Source organism: Clostridia bacterium (assembly GCA_024653205.1).
Classification (GTDB): domain Bacteria; phylum Bacillota; class DSM-521; order Neomoorellales; family SLTJ01; genus JANLFO01.
In genome coordinates, this window is record JANLFO010000003.1 from 32,930 (window position 1) to 52,974 (window position 20,045).

Sequence of the window (20,045 nt, forward strand, 5' to 3'; positions counted from 1 at the left end):
GGGAAGAAGCCATGGCCCGGCAACGGGTACAGCGGGTGGCCGAGCAGATAAAGAAGGAGATAGCGTCCATTCTGAAGCACGAGATGAAAGATCCCCGGCTCGGTTTCGTCAGCGTAACCGACGTGGAGCTATCTCCCGACCTTCACTACGCCAAGGTCTACGTCAGTGTTCTGGGGGATGATCAGGCCCAGAGGGAGAGTCTGGAGGTACTCAACAAGGCCACCGGCTTCGTCCGTCGCGAGATCGGTGAGCGGCTATCCCTCAGATTCGTTCCGGAGCTGGCCTTTAGGTTCGATCCTTCCATCCAGCGGGGAGCCCGCATCGCCGAGCTTCTACACCAACTGCGGCGGGAGCAAGGGGAGACCTCAGGAACAGATAACGGAGAAAGCAAGCATGAACCGGCCGATGAATGATGACCTAACCGCCTTGGCAACGGTCCTGGAGGATGCCGAGGAGCTACTGGTAGTCACCCACCAGATAGCCGACGGCGATTGTTTGGGCTCCATGCTGGCAGCCTACCTGGCCTTTAATCGGGGCCGCCGCCGGGTCCGGGCGGTGCATCCCGAACCGGTTCCGGCCATTTACCGCTTCCTGCCGCGCTGGGAGGCAATAGAGCCGCCCCGAGTTCTTACCGAGGCGCCCAGGGCGGCGCTGGTGCTGGACTGTACGGACCCGGCCCGGGTGGGGCAGGAACTGGCGTTGCTGCTGGAGAGAGTTTCTCTCATTGTCAACGTGGATCATCACCTGGGCAACCGTTATTTCGGCCACCTCAACTACGTGCGACCCGAGGCGGCGGCCACCGCCGAGTTGATTTACGACCTGCTGGAAACCATGGGTATCGGCCTTACGCCGGAAATAGCCCTGGCCCTTTACACCGGGCTGGTAACCGATACCGGTTGCTTCCAATTCGAGAACACTTCCCCCCGCAGTCACCTTATTGCCGCCCGCCTGCTGGAGGCGGGTGTGGCTCCCCAGGAGGTACACCGGCAACTTTGGGAGGAAAAGCCGCTGGTCACCCTGCGGCTACTGGAAAAGGTGCTATCTACCTTAAGCTTTGCCGCCGACGGTCGGGTAGCCTGGGTCACGGTAACTCAGGCGGTGCTGGCCGCCGTAGGGGCAGAGGCGGAACACTGCGAGGGGCTGATCGAATACCCCCGGTCGGTGGCCGGAGTAGAAGTGGCCTTACTCTTTCGAGAAACCGAAACGGGCGAAACCAAGGTGGGCTTTCGCTCTAAGCAGAAGGTTGACGTAAACCGTCTGGCGGCAAGGTTCGGTGGGGGTGGCCACCGCCGCGCCGCCGGCTGTCGCCTCCGATTGCCGCTGGAACGGGCCGTACCCCTGGTGGTGGAGGCCGCCGCCGAAGCCCTGCGCGAAGAGGACTAGCATGGACGGCTTCCTGTGCGTACTCAAGCCTCCCGGCATGACCTCCCATGACCTGGTAGCGGAGGTCCGGCGGCTGACCGGGCAGAGACGGGTGGGCCACGCCGGTACTCTGGATCCCGACGCCGCCGGGGTGCTCCCCATGGGACTGGGTAAGGCCACCCGTCTGCTGGAGTTTGCCCGGGACGAGCCGAAGGCCTACCGCTGCCAGATGATACTCGGACTGACCACCACCACCCAGGATCTGAGCGGGGCGGTGCTGGAACGCCGTCCGGTAGGCGACCTAACGCCCGGGCAGGTCCGCGAAGTGCTGCGAGAGTTCGAGGGTGAGTATCGGCAGCTACCCCCGATGTTCAGCGCCCGGCACCACCGGGGGCGCCGCCTGTACGAGTGGGCCCGTGAGGGGATAGAAGTAGAGCGCCGGCCGCACCCGGTTTACATCTACGGTATCAGGCTCTTGGACCTCCGGCGGGAACAGGGGCGGTGGGGGGTTCTCCTGGACGTGAGTTGCTCCTCGGGCACCTATATACGCACCCTCTGCGCAGACATAGGCACGAGGCTGGGCTGCGGAGGCTGCCTGGCCTTTCTCATCCGTACCCGCGTAGGCCCGTTCCGGTTGGAGGCCAGCCTTACCCGCGAGGAACTGGCCGACGCAGGCCGAGAAGGCATAAATCGGACTTTCCTTCTTCCTCCGGATTTCGTCCTGCAATCGCTGCCCCAGGCCCGGGTGCCGCCGGCGGTTCTCAGACCGGTCCTCAACGGCAACCCCGTTCCCGTCACGACCGTAGAATGGGCGGGGAAAGGTGTCGCGGAGGAAGGCCGGCCGGTGCGGCTCTATGCCCCCGACGGCCGGCTGGTAGCCGTGGGAAGGGTAGAGGGATCCCGCATCAATATGCTCAAGGTGCTGGGTTGGGAGGAGAAATAAGGTGAAAGTCATCGTCCCTCCGCCTTACCCGTTCCTGTCCGATTCGATAGTCACCGTGGGTAGCTTCGACGGCATCCACCTGGGACATGCCCGACTTATCCGCCGGGCGGTGGCCGGGGCCAACCGGGACGGCCTGCCGGCGGTTCTGCTCACCTTTTCTCCGCACCCCCAGGAGGTATTAAAGGGCAGGCCGCTGCCCCAGTTGCTGTCCCCGGCGGACCGGGAAGCGCTGCTGGCGAGCCTGGGGGTCCAGGTGTTGGTCTATTGGCCTTTTTCTACCCGGCTAATGTCCCTATCCCCGGAAGAATTCGTGGAGCGCCTTCTGGTGCCGCATTTCCGGCCCCGCGCCGTGTTCGTAGGCTTCAACTTTACCTTCGGCCACCGCGCCAAGGGAACGGCCGAAACCTTGAGGGCTTTGGGCCACAAGGCCGGATTCGAAGTCTGGGTTGAGCCGCCGGTGACGGTGGACGGGCTGGTGGTAAGCAGCAGTGCGGTGCGCGCCGCCCTCGGCCGGGGCGACGTCCTTACCGCCCGGAGACTCCTCGGTTACTGGCCGTTCCTTCGCGGCCGGGTGGCCCCCGGGGAAGGCCGGGGCCGCCACCTGGGTTTTCCCACGGCCAACCTCGAGCCTCCCGAGGAAGTCCTGTGCCCGCAGGAGGGCGTGTACGCCGCCTTTGCCGACCTCGGGCCCCAACGTTGGCCGGCGGTACTGAACATAGGCCACCGCCCCACCTTCGGTTGCGACCTTCCCCGGACGGTGGAGGTCTTTCTTCTGGACTACCGGGGGGAAGAGCTTTACGGTCGGGAACTCAGGGTCGAGTTCAGAGGACGGCTGCGCCCGGAGCGCCGGTTCACCCACGCGCAGGAACTGGCTGCCCAGATTGCCAGGGATGTGGCCGAGGCCAGACGCCTGCTGACCGCGTCCGTGGAACCCTAAGCACGCCCTTCCGGCCGGAAACGTAATATGGGTTAGGCAAGGCTGGGCCGGGAAGGGATGACAGGTGCGGGTCATTCTCAGCCGACACGCCCGCCGTCGGCTCATGGAATTGAGGCAAGAAGGAATCACCTTGGAGGACGTGGTGGACGCGGCCCGGCGCCTGCCGGGGCGTCTGCCGACGGCTACCCGCTTCCGGGGTTTCATCTCCGTCGGCGGCCGGGTATTCGACCTGGTAGCCAAGGATACGGTTGCCGGCCGCCTGGTAATAACTATAATCGGTCAAAAAAATTGAGTTGCTAAGCGTACAGGCTTACACTATAATTATTGCAGGATTGGGTTAGGCAGGAGGTGAAACCGTTGGGGCTAGAAACGGCCAGAAAGAGAGAGATAATCGGCGCCCATCGGCGGCACGAACAGGATACCGGGTCCCCTGAGGTACAGATAGCCCTGCTCACCGAGCGCATAAACCATCTGACCGAGCACCTGCGGACCCACCGCAAGGATTTTCACTCGCGGCGGGGCCTGCTGAAGATGGTCGGCCACCGGAGGCGCTTGCTCAACTACCTGCAGGAGAAGGATGCCGACAGGTATCAAGAACTGTTGAAGGCGCTGGGGCTACGGCGGTGAAAGCCCACCCCGCTTTTTTTATGGTTGCAAAAGGAGGTCAACGATAGCGTAGATGTCGGTTTTGCGGAAGACTTTGTCTTTGGCAGGGCGAGACTTGATTGTGGAAACCGGCAGGGTAGCCGGTCAGGCCGGAGGCAGCGTGCTCGCCAGCTACGGCGATACCGTGGTGCTGGTAACCGCTACCGCCTCTGCCGAACCGCGGGAAGGGATCGACTTCTTCCCCCTTACCGTCGACTACGAGGAGAGGCATTATGCCGTCGGCCGCATTCCCGGCGGCTTCATCAAGCGCGAAGGCCGTCCCAGCGAGAAAGCCATCCTGTCCGCGCGTCTCATCGACCGCCCGATCCGGCCGCTGTTTCCCTCCGGCTATCGGAACGACGTACACGTGGTGGCTACCATTTTGTCCGTCGATCAGGACAACCCGCCCGACGTCCTGGCGGTCAACGGGGCTTCGGCCGCCTTGACCCTGAGCGAGATCCCCTTTGGCGGGCCTATCGGCTGCGTATTGGTCGGTCTGGTAGACGACGAACTGGTGGTCAATCCCACCCTCCAGCAACAGGAGAAGAGCCGCCTCCACCTGGTGGTAGCCGGAACCAGGGAAGCGGTGATGATGGTGGAGGCCGGAGCCGAGGAGGTTCCCGAGGAAGTAGTCCTGGAGGCCATTGCCCTCGGGCATCGGGAAATACAGAGGATCGTCGACTTCCTGGAGGATCTCCGGCAGGAGGCCCTAAACTCAGGTCTGGCCAAGGAGAAGCAGAGCGTTACCGAACCGGTACTGCCTGCAGAATGGGAAGAAGACCTGGCGCCCCCCGCCGAGGACATTCTCCGCGCGGCGCTGGAATCCTGTCTTAGCCAACGGGCCGATAAGAAAGCGCGCGAGCAGCGCCTCGAAGAGGCCAAGCAGGCCGCGTGGGAGAAATTCCTTGAGCTGTCGGGCACTCAAGAGCCGGACGAGCAGTTAGGCAGCCTGGTAAAGGCTTTTCTGGATAAGCTGGCGAAGAATCTGGTTAGGCAGATTATCGTCAATCGAGGGCTGCGTCCCGACGGGCGCAGGTGGGAGGAGATCAGACCGATAAGCTGCGAGGTCGGGGTCCTGCCCAGGACGCACGGTTCCGCCCTGTTTACGCGGGGTGAAACCCAGGTGCTGACCGTGGCCACACTGGGAGCGGTAAGCGACGAGCAGATCCTGGACGGCCTGGGAGTGGAAGAATCTAAGCGTTTCATGCATCATTACAACATGCCCCCCTACAGCACGGGCGAGGCCCGTCCCATCCGCGCTCCCTCGCGCCGGGAGATCGGGCACGGCGCCCTGGCAGAGAGGGCTCTCGAAAGGGTACTCCCCGGGGAAGAGGAGTTTCCCTATACCATTCGTCTCGTTTCCGAAGTACTGTCCTCTAACGGTTCAACCTCCATGGCCAGCGTCTGCGGGAGTACACTGGCCCTGATGGATGCCGGCGTGCCCATCAAGGCGCCGGTGGCAGGTATAGCCATGGGCCTGGTCAAGGAAGGGGACGCCACCGTGGTGCTCTCCGACATCCAGGGTCTGGAAGACGCCCTGGGGGACATGGACTTTAAGGTGGCAGGGACGGAAAAGGGAATCTGCGCCCTGCAAATGGACATCAAGGTCCCGGGAATAGGGACGGAGCTCCTGGCCCGCGCCCTGGAGCAGGCCCGCCGGGGCCGGCTGGAGATTCTGCAAAAAATGCTGGCGGTCATAGACAAACCTCGGCCGGAAATCTCGCCCCTGGCTCCGCGTATACTCCGAATCAAGGTCGACCCGGACAAGATCCGGGATATCATCGGTCCGGGCGGGAAGATCATCAAGAAGATCATCGATGAAACCGGTGCTAAGATAGACATCGAAGACGACGGTACGGTCTTCATCGCCGCAGCGGACGGCGAGGCCGGCCGGCGCACGGTGGAAATCATCGAAGCCTTAACCAAAGAGGTAGAAATCGGCCAGATCTACACCGGCCGCGTGACCCGGACTACCGATTTCGGGGCGTTTGTGGAGATCATCCCGGGCGTGCTCGGCCTACCGGGTAAGGAAGGCCTGGTGCACATCTCGCAGCTGGCCGAAGGGCGGGTAGGCCGGGTGGAAGACGTGGTGAAGCAGGGAGAAGAAATTCTGGTTAAGGCCATTGGCTTTGATCCGCAAGGACGATTGCGCCTCTCGCGCCGGGAGGCGGTAAGGGCAGAGGTGCAACCGGATAAACCCGGCGGCTATAGCCGGGTACGGCCGAAAAGGCGGCGGCCGCAGTGAGCCGGTCGCCTTTCTAGTTTTCCGGTTCAAGGGGGGAGGAATAAAGGCTATGGAGGTAAAAAAGATCTTGGTGGTAGGCGCGGGACAGATGGGCGCCGGAATCGCCCAGGTAGCCGCTCAGGCCGGACTGGAGGTAGTCGTAAACGACGTGGCCGATGAGTTCCTGGAGCGCGGGCTGAGGATTATTGACCAGAATCTGGAACGCAACGTGGCCAAAGGGAAGCTCACGGCCGAGGAGAAGGCTGCAGTCATGGGCCGGATTCGCACCAGCCTTGACCTGGCGGCCGGGGCCGACGCGGATCTGGCCATAGAGGCGGTAATCGAGAACCTGGAAACCAAGAAGCGGGTATTCCAGAACCTGGATGCGGTGCTTTCCTCCGAAGCCATCCTGGCGAGCAACACCTCTTCCCTTTCTATCACCCAATTGGCAGCCTTCACCAAGAACCCGGCCCGGGTGGTGGGAATGCATTTCTTCAACCCGGTGCCGGTCATGCAACTGGTGGAGGTTATATCCGGCCTGGCCACCAACCCGGCAGTAGTGGAGACGGCCATGGAAACCTGCCGCCGGGTAGGGAAGACTCCCGTACTGATCAAGGATTCTCCCGGCTTTGCCGTGAACCGCCTGCTGATTCCCATGCTCAACGAGGCCATCTACGCCGTGTACGAGGGCGTGGGTTCACCGGAGGACATCGATACGGTGATGAAACTGGGGGCCAATCATCCCATGGGTCCCCTGGCGCTGGCAGACTTGATCGGGCTGGATACGGTGCTGGCCATCATGGAAGTGCTGTACCAGAATTTCGGCGATCCCAAGTACCGACCCTGCCCGTTGCTGCGCCAATACGTGCAGGCGGGCTGGTTGGGTCGCAAGACCGGACGGGGCTTCTACCAGTACTAGCACAGCCGGCGGGCTGACAAGGTGGCGGCTGCGGGGGTCCGGCCAACGGGTCGTTTCCCCCAGTCGCCCTTTGTTGTGTCCGGGCCACCACGGACCCGTAGTCACCATGACCCCTGCAGTTACATTAACAGAGGAGGACGCATTCCGACCGACATGTACCAGAAAACAGTACTACCAAACGGCACCCGCCTGGTGGTCGAGGAAATCCCGTATTTCCGCTCTGCAGCCATCGGGATATGGGTGAGGGCGGGCTCGCGAGACGAGGATCTGTCGATCCGCGGGGTTTCGCATTTTCTCGAGCACCTGCTCTTCAAAGGCACTTCGCGCCGCTCCGCCAGACAGATCGCCCAGGAGCTGGACGCCGTTGGCGGCGTGCTCAACGCCTTTACCACCAAGGAATACACCTGCTTTTACGCCAAGGTCCTGGCCGAACACCTTCCGATGGCGGTGGACGTTCTGGCGGACATGTTCTTCAATTCCCTGATGGCGGAGAGAGACATCGAACGGGAGAAGCGGGTTATACTGGAGGAAATCCGCCTGTACGACGACTCGCCCGACGAACTCGTGCACGACTTGTTTGCCCAGGCCCTGTGGCCCCACCACCCGCTGGGATGGAGCGTGCTGGGCACGTACGACACCGTAGGCGGCCTTAACCGGTCACGAATCCTTTCCTACTACCATGACCTCTACACGCCCGAGAATACGGTGGTGGCCGTGGCCGGAGGGGTATCGGCCTCCCAGACCGTAGAACTCCTGGCCCCCGTATTCGGCTCCCGAAAGGGTCAGGGCCGGAACCGCTCAACCGAGCCGCCCCGGTCCCAGGCCACGGTTCGGCTTACGCCCCGGGACACGGAGCAGGTCCAGCTCTGTCTGGGTACCCCCGGGCTGGCCCAGGACGATCCCCGCGTTTACGCCCTTCAGATCCTGAATAACGTGACGGGCGGGGGCTTGAGCTCCCGGCTCTTTCAGGAGGTCCGGGAAGAGAGGGGGCTGGCCTATTCCGTGTATTCCTACCACAGCGCCTACATGGACGGGGGTCTTTTCGCCGTGTATGCCGGGACCGGTCCGGGCGCGGTGAAGGAGGTAGTGGGCCTGGTCTTGAAGGAATTGGGGCGGCTCAAGAGGGAGCCCATCAGTGAGGAAGAGCTGCACCGGGCCAAGGAGCAGATCCGGGGGAATCTCTTGCTCAACCTGGAGAACGTGAGCTATCGTATGAGCCGGCTGGGAAAGAGCGAGCTGTGCTACGGCCGGATCATAACTACCGAGGAGATATTGGAGAACGTCAATAAGGTTACCCGCGAAGAGGTGCAGGAGGTGGCCGAACGCCTGTTCGTGCCGGAGAAATTCGCTCTAACCGCCATCGGCCCTCTAGGCAGGGAGGTCGATCTGGAAGGCCTGCTTGCCGAGGCGGGGCTGTAGGGCAAAGGGGGCAGCCGAATGGATAAGCTGGAAGCAATCTTTGCCCGCCAGCGGGCCCTGGACGAATTCCTGGTTCGGGCACGGGACATTTCTTTTGACCTGCCCACCTGGTTGGAGAAGGAGGTCCTGGCCCTGTTGGCCGAACTGGGAGAGCTGCTTCAGGAGCTCAACTTCCGCTGGTGGAAGGACCCCCGGCCTTTGAACCGGGAGGCGATTAAGGAGGAGGTCGTAGACCTACTTCACTTCCTGGTCAGCCTGTGCCTGAAGCTGGAAATCGGGCCGCAGGAGCTTTACGAAGCCTACCTGGCCAAGAACGAAGAGAATCTCCGGCGCCAACAGGGTCTAAGCCACAGGGAGGGTTATGCTGCACCCCGGCGAGAGCAGGTCTAAGGTCCGGGACCCCCACATAAGTATGGGGTGGAGGCGAGGGTGATGTATCCCCAGTCTGCCGGCAGAAGGCGGGGATAACTCAGGGGGTGAGGGTGTTGACCTGGTTTGCCGGTCTGCTCGCCTGCCTCATACTCGGTTCCGTGTGGATGCGGGTGCTCAACCTCCGGCACCGTGCCTGGCGGACCAGGGAACTGCCTACCGATCCCATACCTTCTCTGCTTTCCCGGGCGCTGACGCAGTTGCTGGGCGTGGCTGGGGGAATCTACCTGGTTCTGGTCATGGGGGTTTCGTTTCTCAGACTCTCCGTTCCCTCCGAGGTACGGTGGTTCGGGATCACCGTGGAGCCCCTGGCCTTTGTATCCATAGTACTGGCCGCCGTTCAACCCTTCCTGGAGCGCCTGCAGCCGCGCCAGGGCTAGGGAGAGCGCGATCCGGAGCGCCATGAAGCTCAGCGAGTTCATAGGCAAGGAAATCGTAAACGTGCACGACGGCACCCGCCTGGGGGTAGTCGGTGAAGCCGACCTGCTGCTCGACGGAGAGACCGGCGCCATAGAGGCCATAGTGGTGCCCGGCCGGGGAGGGCTTATGGGGCTGTGGCCCGACCGCCAGCCGGTAGTCATCCCCTGGACGGCGGTAAAGAAGATCGGCACCGAATTGATCATCGTGGACCTGGGTCAGGCCCACCTCCGCCGACACTATCCTTTCTAGACCCCACCCGGCATTACGCCGGAACAAATCCCACCCTCATGCTCCTTCCGGGCCGCTCCGGCCCATTCGACTCTTCCGCCCGACCATCGGCAGGTAAAAAGTATATCCGTGTGCAAATATGTCTAACCTGTAGACAAGCTCTAGCCCCGCCGGGGCCGGGAAAGGAGGGACGGGTGTTGATCAGAGTGGTAGTAACCGGAGCCGGGGGAAGGATGGGCAGAGAGGTCTGCCGGGGCGTCCTGCACGACCCGGAGCTGGAACTGGCAGGCGCGGTAGACGTCCGGTCCGTCGGTGCGGACATAGGCGATCTGATAGGCGAGAGACCGGTCGGGCTGCGGGTTACGGAGGACCTCAGGCGCTGTCTGGAAACCGGCCAGGCCTCCGTAGTGGTGGATTTTACGAACTCCCAGGCCTGCATGGGCAACGCGCGGTTGGCGGTTCGGTTCGGCCTGAACCTGGTAATCGGTACCACCGGCATGTCTACCCGGGAGATTGATGAATTGCATGCCCTGGCCGAAGAGCAGGGAGTCGGAATCCTGCTGGCGCCCAACTTCGCCCTGGGAGCCGTGTTGATGATGCACTTTGCCCAAACCGCCGCCCGCTACTTTCCTCAGGTGGAGATCATCGAGATGCACCATGACCAGAAACTGGATGCGCCATCCGGAACTGCGCTCAAGACTGCCGAGCTGATTCTGTCGGCCCGGGGCGAGGCTCCCGGAGCCAAGGTGCAGGAACAGGAACGCCTGGCCGGGTGCCGGGGCGGCAACTACGAGGGCGTCCGCATCCACAGCCTGCGTCTGCCGGGCTTCGTGGCCCACCAAAAGGTGGTCTTTGGCGGCAACGGACAGACGCTCAGCATCCAGCACGATAGTCTGAGCCGGGAATCCTTTATTCCCGGCGTATTGCTGGCCATCAAAGAGGTCGGACGGCTAAGGGGTCTGGTATACGGGCTGGAGAATATCCTGAACCTGTAGGCGTTCACGGCAACTACCGGGGATGCCGGGTTACCTTTCCCCGGCGGGCGGCGGGCACGCACGCCCCGCCCCGCTTCGCCATATAATAGCCAGCAGCAGGGGAAAGGAGGTCAAGGCCGTGCAATCCAGACTGCTGGCGAACCTCACCGTCTCGGTGGTGGGGGGGGACGATCGTGAACTCATCCTCATTCCCGCCCTGGTCGACCACGGCGCATCGGTGAGGGTAGTGGGATTCCCCGGTCTTTCCTTCCGGGGGGCAGTGGCCATGGCCGACCTTCAGGCCGCGGTACAAGGGGCCCATGTCGTCATTTTTCCCACCCCGGGGACCGACGAACGCGGGGCGGTGCACGCGGTCTACAGCCCTTCCCCGCTTCTGCTGAACGAGGAAACAGCCTCTCGCATTTCCCCCGGAACCGTAGTGATCATCGGGCAGGCCCGACCTTTCTTCCAACAATGGGCGCTCCGCTACGGCTGGAAGCTGGTAGAAACGGCCCGAGAAGACGAGGTGGCAATCTTAAATTCCATCCCAACGGCAGAGGGCGCCATCCAGCTGGCCATGCAGGAGTTGCCCATCACCATTCACGGGTGCCGGGCCCTGGTCCTGGGGTTCGGACGCGTGGGCCAGACCCTCGCCGGCGACCTTCTGGGGCTGGGAGCCAGGGTGGCCGCGGCCGATCGCAGTCCGGCGGCGCTGGCGCGGGCCTTCGCCATCGGGTGCCGCCCGGTACCGATGGCCTTCCTGGCCGACGAAGTGGCCGATACCGACGTGATCTTCAATACCGTGCCCGCACCGGTCCTGAATGCGCGTCTATTGGCCCGAGTGTCCTCGCAAAGCCTGATCATCGATTTGGCCTCACCGCCCGGCGGTACGGACTTTGAGACCGCCTCTAGACTGGGTATCAAGGCCAGGCTGGCCCCGGGGCTTCCCGGTAAGGTCGCTCCCCGAACCGCAGGTGACATACTGGCCCGGGTCATCCCCCGACTAATCCGGCAGCACCTGGGTCTGGATCCTCTGCCCGAGGATCAATGGGGGGGTGCTACGCGTGCGTCTGCAGGGGGTTAGGGTCGGATTTGCCCTTACCGGCTCGCATTGCACTCTGAACAGGGTTCTACCCGAGCTGAGGCGGTTGGTGGCCGAAGGCGCCGAAGTCTGTCCCATACTCTCCCCGGCGGTGGAGACTACCGATACTCGTTACGGCCGGGCCGCCCAGTGGGCGGAGGAGGTCACGGCCATTACCGGGCGACGGCCCATTACCAGCATTGCCGAGGCCGAGCCCATCGGGCCGCAGAAACTGCTCGACGTACTGATAATCGCGCCCTGTACCGGCAACACGCTGGCCAAACTGGCCAACGGAATCACCGATAACGCGGTGCTTATGGCCGCCAAAGCCCAGTTGCGCAACCAGCGGCCGGTAGTGCTGGCCATCTCCACCAACGACGCGCTGAGTGCCAACGCTAAGAACCTGGGCTTGGTGCTGAACATGAAAAACGTCTACCTGGTCCCCTTCGGCCAGGACGACCCGTACAACAAATGGGCCTCGGTCGTAGCCAAGATGGAACTGTTGCTCGACACCACCCTGGCGGCACTGGAAGGCAGGCAGATCCAGCCCCTCTTGGTGGGTTCCGGTGCCGTCTCCGCCCGGTAAGGAGTCCGGGCAATCCGGCCTCCCGGTTCTCCCGCCCCCCTGAACCGCCGGACACCGAACGGGGCAAAGCCCCGTTCGCTCCTGGCCGGCGGCCGAACGAGGGCGGCCGGCATGCCGGTAGGGCGACCCGGTATCCCGGGAAAGTCGGCGGATACTCACTCTCTTGAGGGCAGTGCTGGTTTTGCCCGAGTGCCTAAAGCGTCCGGGCTGCCGAACCGGGCGAGAGCCGAGCGCGAGGCACACGCCAGGCTCATGAATGACCGGGCCCGGCCGGCGCTCCGGACGGTTCTTACGCGGGGAGCCAGCCGAAAGCGCGAAGGCAAAGCCGTTCGGCCGCCTGAGCGACCGGCACGAGGGGACAGCACTGCCCCGGGACAAATTGGGGATGGCTCAGGGCAAAAAAGTGCTACCGCATCGGGCGAGAATGCGCTAAAATGGGGACAAATACGCATGGCAGGAGGTGCTGGGATCTTGGCCGGCCTAAGGGTTGCGGTAGTGGGTACGGGAGCCGTGGGGCAGGCCATGCTCCAGGTGCTGGAAGAAAGGTCCTTTCCGGTGTCACAGGTGCGGGTCCTGGCCACCAGCCGCTCGGCGGGCAAGAAGGTAATGTTTGCCGGTGAAGAGGTCACGGTAGAGGAGACTACGCCAACCTCTTTTCGGGGCGTGGACCTGGCCCTCTTCGCAGGCGGAGCGGCCAGCAAGGAGTTCGCCCGGCCGGCAGTCTCCTGCGGGGCCGTAGTCATCGACAACAGCAGTACCTTCCGCCTGGAGCCCGATGTGCCCCTGGTGGTGCCGGAGGTCAATCCGGAGGCGGTAAAGGATCACCAAGGCATCATAGCCAATCCCAATTGCTCCACCATCCAGATGGTGGTGGCCCTCAAGCCCCTTCACGACGCCGCCCGCATCAGGCGGGTAGTCGTATCCACCTATCAGGCGGTCTCCGGAGCGGGAGCAGAGGCCATGGAGGAACTGCGTTCCCAGGTACCGGCCGTTCTTTCCGGCCAAACGGTTCAGCCGGAGGTATTTCCCTGGCCCATAGCCTTCAATCTCTTCCCCCATATTGACGTGTTCCTGGAAAACGGATACTGTAAGGAAGAAATGAAGATGATCCTCGAAACCCAAAAGATCATGGCCGCTCCGGAGATGAGGATTACCGCCACCACGGTGCGGGTACCGGTTTTCGTAGGACACTCGGAAGCGGTCAATGTGGAAACGGAAAAGAAACTTACCGCCGAGGAGGCGCGCCGCCTGCTTGCGGCAGCACCCGGCGTGGTGGTGGAGGATGACCCGGCCCGGAATCTCTATCCTCTTCCCATAAGAGCTGCCGGCCGGGACGAGGTTTTCGTAGGACGCGTACGCGAGGATTTCAGTGTAGAATGCGGTCTTAACCTCTGGATCGTGGCCGACAACCTGCGCAAAGGCGCCGCCACCAATGCGGTACAGATTGCCGAGCTCTTACTCCGGTACGGGCTTCTCTGAGCCCGGGGACAAACTCGGAGGTGGGATCCTTGCGTGATTTCGGCCGTGTAGTTACGGCCATGATCACCCCTTTCACTTTGGACGGGGCGCTGGACGTGGAGGGTGCCCAAGTTCTCGCCCGCTGGCTGGTGGACAACGGCAGCGACGGGTTGGTGGTGGCCGGCACCACCGGAGAATCGCCCACGCTCTCGAGGGAGGAGAAGCTCACCCTCCTGAAGGCGGTCAAGGAGGCGGTGGGCAGCCGGGCGGCGGTGATTGCCGGTACCGGCTCCAACCACACGGCGGCCAGTATTGAGGCGACCGTCCAGGCTACGGCCGCCGGAGCGGACGGGATCATGCTGGTGGTCCCTTATTACAACAAGCCCAGCCAAGAGGGGATGTACCAGCACTTCTCCGCCTGCGCCCGCGCCACCGACCTGCCGGTAATGCTCTATAACGTTCCCGGCCGGACCGGGGCCAATTTGCTGCCCGAAACCGTGGCCCGTCTGGCCGAGATATCCAACATCGTGGCCATAAAGGAAGCCAGCGGGAACCTGGACCAGGTGAGCGAGATCAGGCGCCTGGTGCCCCCCGCCTTCAAAGTATACAGCGGCGACGATTCCCTCACCCTGCCCATGATGGCCCTCGGGGCCTACGGGGTGGTGAGTGTGGCTTCCCACCTGATCGGCCGCGAGCTGAAGGCCATGGTGGAGGCAGCGGCCTCCGCCCGCATGGAAGAAGCACAGAGTCTGCATTTGCGCTTCTTCCCCCTTTTCAAGGCTCTCTTCCTGGCTCCCAACCCGGTACCGGTAAAGACCGCACTTTCCTGGCTGGGCCTTCCTTCCGGCAGGCCGCGCCTCCCTTTGGTGGGTTTAGCCCCGGGCGAGGAGGAACGTCTCAAGAAGGCGCTGGAGGAAACGGGAATATCTTTAGGGCGCTAAATTGCCGAATAACGAGCTTGCGGCTTGAGCAGGGCAGAAAAACGGTTTATAATAGGCCCGGAGAGACGCTGGCCGCCGGCACGAGGAGTGCCGGTGCTTTACTGTTCGCGGGCGGGGTGGTTCGGGAGGTGTATGGATGCCCAATTCGGATGCCAAGCTGACCATTATTCCTTTGGGCGGCCTGGGTGAGATCGGCAAGAACATGCTGGCCATCCGCTACGGCGGTCACCTGTTGGTAATCGACTGCGGTCTCATTTTCCCGGAGGACGATATGTTCGGGATCGACGTGGTCATCCCGGACATGACTTATCTGCTGGAGAATAGGGGCCAGCTGCGGGGAATAGTCCTCACCCACGGCCATGAGGACCACATCGGAGCCCTGCCTTATCTCCTCCGCGAACTGGACGTGCCCATATACGGCACCAAACTCACGTTGGGATTGGTTGAGGCCAAACTGCGCGAACAGGAGGCTCGGGCTACCCGCCTGTGCTGCCTCAAACCCCGGGAAGTGGCCAAGGTGGGACCGTTCCGGATAGAGCTGATCCGGGTGAGCCACAGCATAGCCGACGCCGTGGCGGTGGCGGTGCATACCCCGGTGGGAACAATAGTGCACACCGGTGATTTCAAGTTCGATCCCACGCCGGTAGACGGCGAGGTTACGGACTTCTACAAGTTCGCCGAGCTGGGGGAGAAGGGCGTACTGGTGCTGCTGTCGGACAGCACCAATGTGGAGCGTCCGGGACACACCCTTTCCGAACGCACGGTCGGCGAGGCCTTTGCCGAGGCCTTCGGCCAGGCTAAAGAGAGAATTATCGTGGCCAGTTTCGCCTCCAACATCCCCCGCATCCAGCAGGTAATCAACCTGGCGGGCAAGTTCAACCGCCGGGTGGCGGTGGCGGGACGCAGCATGGTGAACGTGGTTTCCATCGCCACCGAACTGGGCTACCTGCACATTCCCCCGGGAACCCTGGTCGACCTGGAGGAGGTCAACCGTCTGCCCCTCCAACAGGTGGTTATCCTGACCACCGGCAGTCAGGGTGAGCCCATGTCCGCCCTGAGCCGCATGGCGGCTGCCGATCACCGCCAGCTGGGCATTGTGCCCGGCGATACGGTGCTCATCTCCTCCAATCCCATCCCGGGCAACGAGAAGATGGTAGGCCGGGTGATCGATCAACTGTTCCGGCAGGGGGCGGATGTAATCCACGAGGCCATATCCGGGATTCACGTGTCGGGCCACGCCAGTCAGGAGGAACTCAAACTCATGCTGAACCTGGTACGGCCACGATTCTTCGTACCCGTGCACGGCGAATACCGCATGCTGGTCAAGCACGCCCGCCTGGCAGAACAGGTAGGGATACCTCGCCAGAACATCTTCGTGTGCGAGAACGGGCAGGTGCTGGAGTTTACCAAAGAAAAGGGAGTGGTTTCCGGCACGGTACCGGCCGGCCGGGTGTTGGTAGACGGGCTGGGCGTGGGCGACGTGGGGAACATCGTGCTGCGGGACCGGAAACAGCTGGCGCAAGACGGCATCCTCATTGTGGTGGTAACCCTGGACCGGGAGGCGCACGCGGTAGTGGCCGGTCCGGACATCGTGTCCCGCGGGTTCGTCTACGTGCGGGAGGCAGAAGCCTTGCTGGAAGAAGCCAAGGAGAAGGTGAATGCCGTCCTTTGCGAGTGTCTGGAAAGACAGGCCAGCAACTGGGGAGCCATCAAGGGCAGCGTTAGGGAGTCTCTGGGTCGCTTCCTCTACGAACGGACCGGGCGTCGGCCCATGATACTCCCGATCATTATGGAAGTCTAGAGTGCCGATTGGCGGGGGTAGGGATGCTAAGGAGCGAGGCGCTTTTTCGGGAGACGGAAGAAAAATTCCGGGAGGTGTTGGCCGCCCAACAGCCGGCGCTCGCCGACCTCGGCGAGGTCGATCTGGTCATAGGAATCCCCTTTTACAACGAGGCCGATACTCTGGACCGGGTGATCCAGGAAGCGGCAGAAGGGGTGAGGACCTACTACCCGGAAGGCAGGGTGGCGCTCGTATGCGTGGGTTCTCCAGCCGGGGTAGCCGCGCTGGAAAGCGTGCGGGAGCGCTCGCCTGACGGACGGTTGCAGAAGCTGGCCTTTCTCCTGCCGGATGAGGCCCTCAACGGGCGCGGCTGGGCTATAAGAGCCATTATGGAATTGTCCCACCGGCTGGGAGCGGACCTGGCCCTACTGGAGGCCGACCTGATCGAGGCCAACGGCGAGAAGGGGCTACACGGGCAGTGGCTGCCCGCCCTCCTGCAGCCGATACGCGAGGGCGGATTTGACCTGGTGCTGGGCCAGTTCAACCGTCACTACTGCGAGGCCACGGTGACCCGGCATTTGGTATATCCTTTGTTGGCATCTCTCTACAATTACAAGATTCGTGATCCTCTAAGCGGGGTTATGGGCATTCACCGCCGCCTCCTCAGACAGTTTTTAGAAAATCCGAGAATCTGGCACGGAGACGTGGGCGGATACGGGGTAGACCCGTGGCTCGTTACCACCGCCATATGCGAGGAGGCCAAGATCTGCGAGGCCAGGCTCGGCTCCAAGCCCCGCCATTACTCCGCCGGCAAGCGGGAACTGGTCTTCCGTCAGGTGGCCAAGACCCTCTTTGAAAGCTACATTGCCCAGCGGGAACGGCTGGCCGGCATCTACTCCGGGCCGGTACAGTACGCGGACCAATACGGCGCCTTGACCGTCCCGAGCCCTTCCGGACCGGAACTGCACCCGGCGGATGTGGTGTCGCGCTTCCGCCAGGGCTTTAACCTCTTCTACAGCACCTTGCTGCCCAGGGTCCTGCCGGAGGAAGCTTTTGAGGAGCTGGCAGAGCTGGCAGAAGCTCCTCCGGAACGTTTCCGGTTCTCCGCGCGGCTCTGGGCCCGAACCGTGTATTCCTTCCTCCTGGCCTTCAAGTTCCGGCAGGACATAGCCCGGGGAGACCTGCTCAACGCCCTGGTCTATCTTTACCAGGGCCGGGTGGCCGGCTGGCTGAACGAACTCGGCACCACCAGGGACTACTTCGACCGCCTGCTGCCCGAACAGGCCGAGCACCTGATTTCCCTGGAGGCGGAACGTCTGATCGAGGACCAGGTCCAGGAGTTTCTCCGGGAAAGATCTTCCTTCCTGGATGGCTGGAAGAAGGAGGAGGGCAGGCGACCCGTACTCCCCAAGATTACCTACCACGAATTCATCCCCGGGGTACCCCTGGTGCTGCCCCAGGAAGTGGCTGCCGCCTCGGGGGAAAGGGTGGAGCTGGCACCGATCTACGAGGACCTGCTGGCCCGCTACCGCCGCCGGTTCGATACTTTCGTACATGAACGCCTGAATCTACCTCCCTCGGCGGATTCCGTCAGCATAGCTCAGGGGATCCGGGATTTTCTGAAACGGGGGGAGGACATCTTGGCACGGGAACTCCTGCGCGGCGACCTGCACACGGTAGAGGGAACCCGTCAGGTGGTGGAAGCGATTTTCGATAACCTGCCACACGGGCCGGTTTTTGCCCTGAACCCGGAGGTGATCAGCCAGCTGCTTTGGAGCCATCCGCCGGTTAATCTCCTGACCCTCCTGGGCTATGAAGAAGTGGTGGAGCTGTTCTCCCAGTGGTCGCCCGAGGAGGCCCTGGCTCTGGCGAGCTGGTCGGAAGAGCGAGAGTACATGCACCGAATTTGGGATTGGCTGAAGAACAACGCCGGGCCGGAGCACTTTATCACCGCGCGACTGAAGCCCCTGGTGGTCAGTCACGAGGACTTCCCCTCGCTTGCGGAAATGAAGGAGGCCAGTGCCCTCAGCCGCCTCACCGGTACGGTGGTGGTCAGTAACCTCCGCAAGGGCAGGGGGGGAGAATTCCCTTACCTCCGGTACTTTACCCTGATCGGCAAGCACATAGTTGAGGCGGAACGGTTCAGCGCCATCTGGCAGGAGTACGCCCACGAACGGAAGGACTTCGCCAGGCGCGTTATCAACTCGCTTACCGGGCACTGGGGTAGGAGCCCGCTCTCGGCCCACAACTTCTTCGAGAACGGCCACCAACGGGTTCTGGCACAGCGTTTTGGCCAAATGGCGGTCGATCTCGGCCGTCGCGCCGGAGAAGAGGCCAGACCCGGGCTGGCGCAACTGGCGCGCTTCCTCGAGGACATGGTTTTCTCCTACCATTTGGCTCAGACCATGCCCGACGGTCGCTTCATTCCTTGCTCGGCCTGGACCTGGGCCAGCTACAGCTTCAAGGGAGGCAGGGGCGTTCCCACCCCGCTTTCCCTGCACGTAGAGCGCGACTGGTTTACCCGCCAACTCCTGGAGGCGGTGTACGGTGCGCTGGGAGGGGACGCGGCAGGGATCGAGGCCCTCATAGCCGAGCTCATGGGCGAGGGCAGGGAAGCAGAGGAATTGACGGAGGAACTCTGGGGCACTCCGATTCAAAAGGAGTTGCTGCTGGTCCAGCATTTGCCGGCCAGACAACCGGCGGCAGAGCCGCTCGTGCGTTACCCGGGCAATCCCATACTGGCCCCGGTGCCCGAGCACTGGTGGGAATCCAAGTACGTGCTGAATACCGGTGCCCTGCGCCTCCAGGACAAGGTATACCTGTTCTATCGGGCGCTAGGCAACGACGATGTGTCGCGCATCGGCCTGGCCATCAGCAAGAACGGATTGGAGATTGAGGAGCGGCTGCCGGAACCGGTATTCGTTCCCGTGGGAGAAGCAGAAAGCCGCGGCTGCGAGGACCCACGATTGGTGGTGCTGGACGATCGCATATATATGCTCTACACCGCCTACGACGGCACCACCGCCCAGATCGCCCTGGCCTCCATAAGCTGCGAGGACTTTCTGGCCCGCAGGTGGGAGGCCTGGCGGCGGCACGGCATGGTCTTTCCCGGCTACTGGAACAAGGATGCCGTGCTCTTCCCGGTCCGGTTCAAGGGCCGCTACGCCCTCTACCACCGGATCATGCCCAGCATATGGCTTACCTATGCCGAGGAACTGACCTGCCCCTGGCCGCAGAACCAGCACCACATCGTCATAGGGCCGCGTTCGGGCATGATGTGGGACGCGCTCAAGATCGGCGCCGGCTCGCAGCCTCTCCGGACCCGCTACGGGTGGCTTCTCATCTACCACGGGGTGGACTACTCCCGGGTATATCGGTTGGGAGTCATACTGGTGGCCGCGGACGACCCGGGCAAGGTGCTCTACCGCTCTCCCAATCCGGTGCTCGCGCCGGACACCGAGTTCGAAATCGGTCAACCCGGGGTGAGCTGGGTTCCCAACGTAGTGTTTACCTGCGGGGCGGTGCCCCGGGAAAACCGGGAGATACTAGGCGATGAAGACGAAATCCTGGTCTACTACGGGGCTGCAGATACGGTAATAGGAGTGGCCACCGCCAGGGTAGGGGATCTCATACCGGCGGAGGTCAGACGGGAGCTCAAGACCAACCGGCTTAACGGCGCACGCTCACGCAGGTAGGTAA

19 protein-coding genes are annotated in these 20,045 nt (G+C 62.7%); all 19 read left to right on the forward strand.

What is annotated here, in order from left to right; genetic code table 11:
- Window positions 1–11: 11 nt before the first annotated feature.
- The 19 genes from rbfA to NUV99_02275 all read left to right on the forward strand — a co-directional run bounded on the left by rbfA (window position 12) and on the right by NUV99_02275 (window position 20,041).
- Window positions 12–413 carry a 30S ribosome-binding factor RbfA gene (rbfA, locus tag NUV99_02185; protein MCR4418940.1) on the forward strand — a complete coding sequence of 134 codons (402 nt, stop codon included), beginning with the start codon at window positions 12–14 and terminating at the stop codon, window positions 411–413.
- Complete coding sequence (locus tag NUV99_02190) at window positions 394–1,383, forward strand: bifunctional oligoribonuclease/PAP phosphatase NrnA (GenBank protein MCR4418941.1); 990 nt, start codon at window positions 394–396, stop codon at window positions 1,381–1,383. The genes rbfA and NUV99_02190 overlap by 20 nt, the downstream gene beginning before the upstream one ends.
- A gap of 1 nt (window position 1,384) precedes the next feature.
- The gene (gene truB, locus NUV99_02195; protein MCR4418942.1) at window positions 1,385–2,305 is read left to right on the forward strand and encodes a tRNA pseudouridine(55) synthase TruB; all 921 of its coding nucleotides are present in this window, start codon (window positions 1,385–1,387) and stop codon (window positions 2,303–2,305) included.
- Window position 2,306: 1 nt separating this feature from the next.
- The gene (locus NUV99_02200) at window positions 2,307–3,242 is read left to right on the forward strand and encodes a bifunctional riboflavin kinase/FAD synthetase (protein ID MCR4418943.1); all 936 of its coding nucleotides are present in this window, start codon (window positions 2,307–2,309) and stop codon (window positions 3,240–3,242) included.
- Between the two features lie 64 nt (window positions 3,243–3,306).
- Window positions 3,307–3,534 carry a hypothetical protein gene (locus NUV99_02205; GenBank protein ID MCR4418944.1) on the forward strand — a complete coding sequence of 76 codons (228 nt, stop codon included), beginning with the start codon at window positions 3,307–3,309 and terminating at the stop codon, window positions 3,532–3,534.
- Between the two features lie 65 nt (window positions 3,535–3,599).
- Complete coding sequence (rpsO, locus tag NUV99_02210) at window positions 3,600–3,869, forward strand: 30S ribosomal protein S15 (GenBank protein MCR4418945.1); 270 nt, start codon at window positions 3,600–3,602, stop codon at window positions 3,867–3,869.
- A gap of 52 nt (window positions 3,870–3,921) precedes the next feature.
- Window positions 3,922–6,132, forward strand: coding sequence for a polyribonucleotide nucleotidyltransferase (pnp, locus tag NUV99_02215; protein ID MCR4418946.1), 2,211 nt, complete (start codon window positions 3,922–3,924; stop codon window positions 6,130–6,132).
- A gap of 49 nt (window positions 6,133–6,181) precedes the next feature.
- Window positions 6,182–7,030, forward strand: a complete 849-nt coding sequence (locus NUV99_02220) for a 3-hydroxybutyryl-CoA dehydrogenase (protein MCR4418947.1) — start codon at window positions 6,182–6,184, stop codon at window positions 7,028–7,030.
- Between the two features lie 153 nt (window positions 7,031–7,183).
- The gene (locus NUV99_02225; GenBank protein ID MCR4418948.1) at window positions 7,184–8,449 is read left to right on the forward strand and encodes an insulinase family protein; all 1,266 of its coding nucleotides are present in this window, start codon (window positions 7,184–7,186) and stop codon (window positions 8,447–8,449) included.
- A gap of 18 nt (window positions 8,450–8,467) precedes the next feature.
- On the forward strand, window positions 8,468–8,839 hold the full coding sequence (locus NUV99_02230) for a dUTPase (protein ID MCR4418949.1): 372 nt from the start codon (window positions 8,468–8,470) through the stop codon (window positions 8,837–8,839).
- A 95-nt stretch (window positions 8,840–8,934) separates the two neighbouring features.
- Entirely contained in the window at window positions 8,935–9,258 is a 324-nt protein-coding gene (locus tag NUV99_02235; protein ID MCR4418950.1) for a hypothetical protein, read from the forward strand.
- 22 nt (window positions 9,259–9,280) lie between these two features.
- Window positions 9,281–9,547, forward strand: a complete 267-nt coding sequence (locus NUV99_02240; protein ID MCR4418951.1) for a YlmC/YmxH family sporulation protein — start codon at window positions 9,281–9,283, stop codon at window positions 9,545–9,547.
- 176 nt (window positions 9,548–9,723) lie between these two features.
- Complete coding sequence (gene dapB, locus NUV99_02245) at window positions 9,724–10,521, forward strand: 4-hydroxy-tetrahydrodipicolinate reductase (protein ID MCR4418952.1); 798 nt, start codon at window positions 9,724–9,726, stop codon at window positions 10,519–10,521.
- A gap of 118 nt (window positions 10,522–10,639) precedes the next feature.
- Entirely contained in the window at window positions 10,640–11,584 is a 945-nt protein-coding gene (gene dpsA, locus NUV99_02250; protein ID MCR4418953.1) for a dipicolinate synthase subunit DpsA, read from the forward strand.
- Window positions 11,565–12,167, forward strand: a complete 603-nt coding sequence (locus tag NUV99_02255) for a dipicolinate synthase subunit B (GenBank protein MCR4418954.1) — start codon at window positions 11,565–11,567, stop codon at window positions 12,165–12,167. The genes dpsA and NUV99_02255 overlap by 20 nt, the downstream gene beginning before the upstream one ends.
- Window positions 12,168–12,638: 471 nt before the next feature.
- Entirely contained in the window at window positions 12,639–13,646 is a 1,008-nt protein-coding gene (locus tag NUV99_02260; GenBank protein ID MCR4418955.1) for an aspartate-semialdehyde dehydrogenase, read from the forward strand.
- A 29-nt stretch (window positions 13,647–13,675) separates the two neighbouring features.
- The gene (gene dapA, locus NUV99_02265; GenBank protein MCR4418956.1) at window positions 13,676–14,566 is read left to right on the forward strand and encodes a 4-hydroxy-tetrahydrodipicolinate synthase; all 891 of its coding nucleotides are present in this window, start codon (window positions 13,676–13,678) and stop codon (window positions 14,564–14,566) included.
- 136 nt (window positions 14,567–14,702) lie between these two features.
- On the forward strand, window positions 14,703–16,367 hold the full coding sequence (locus tag NUV99_02270) for a ribonuclease J (GenBank protein ID MCR4418957.1): 1,665 nt from the start codon (window positions 14,703–14,705) through the stop codon (window positions 16,365–16,367).
- A gap of 23 nt (window positions 16,368–16,390) precedes the next feature.
- The gene (locus NUV99_02275; GenBank protein MCR4418958.1) at window positions 16,391–20,041 is read left to right on the forward strand and encodes a glycosidase; all 3,651 of its coding nucleotides are present in this window, start codon (window positions 16,391–16,393) and stop codon (window positions 20,039–20,041) included.
- Window positions 20,042–20,045: the final 4 nt, after the last annotated feature.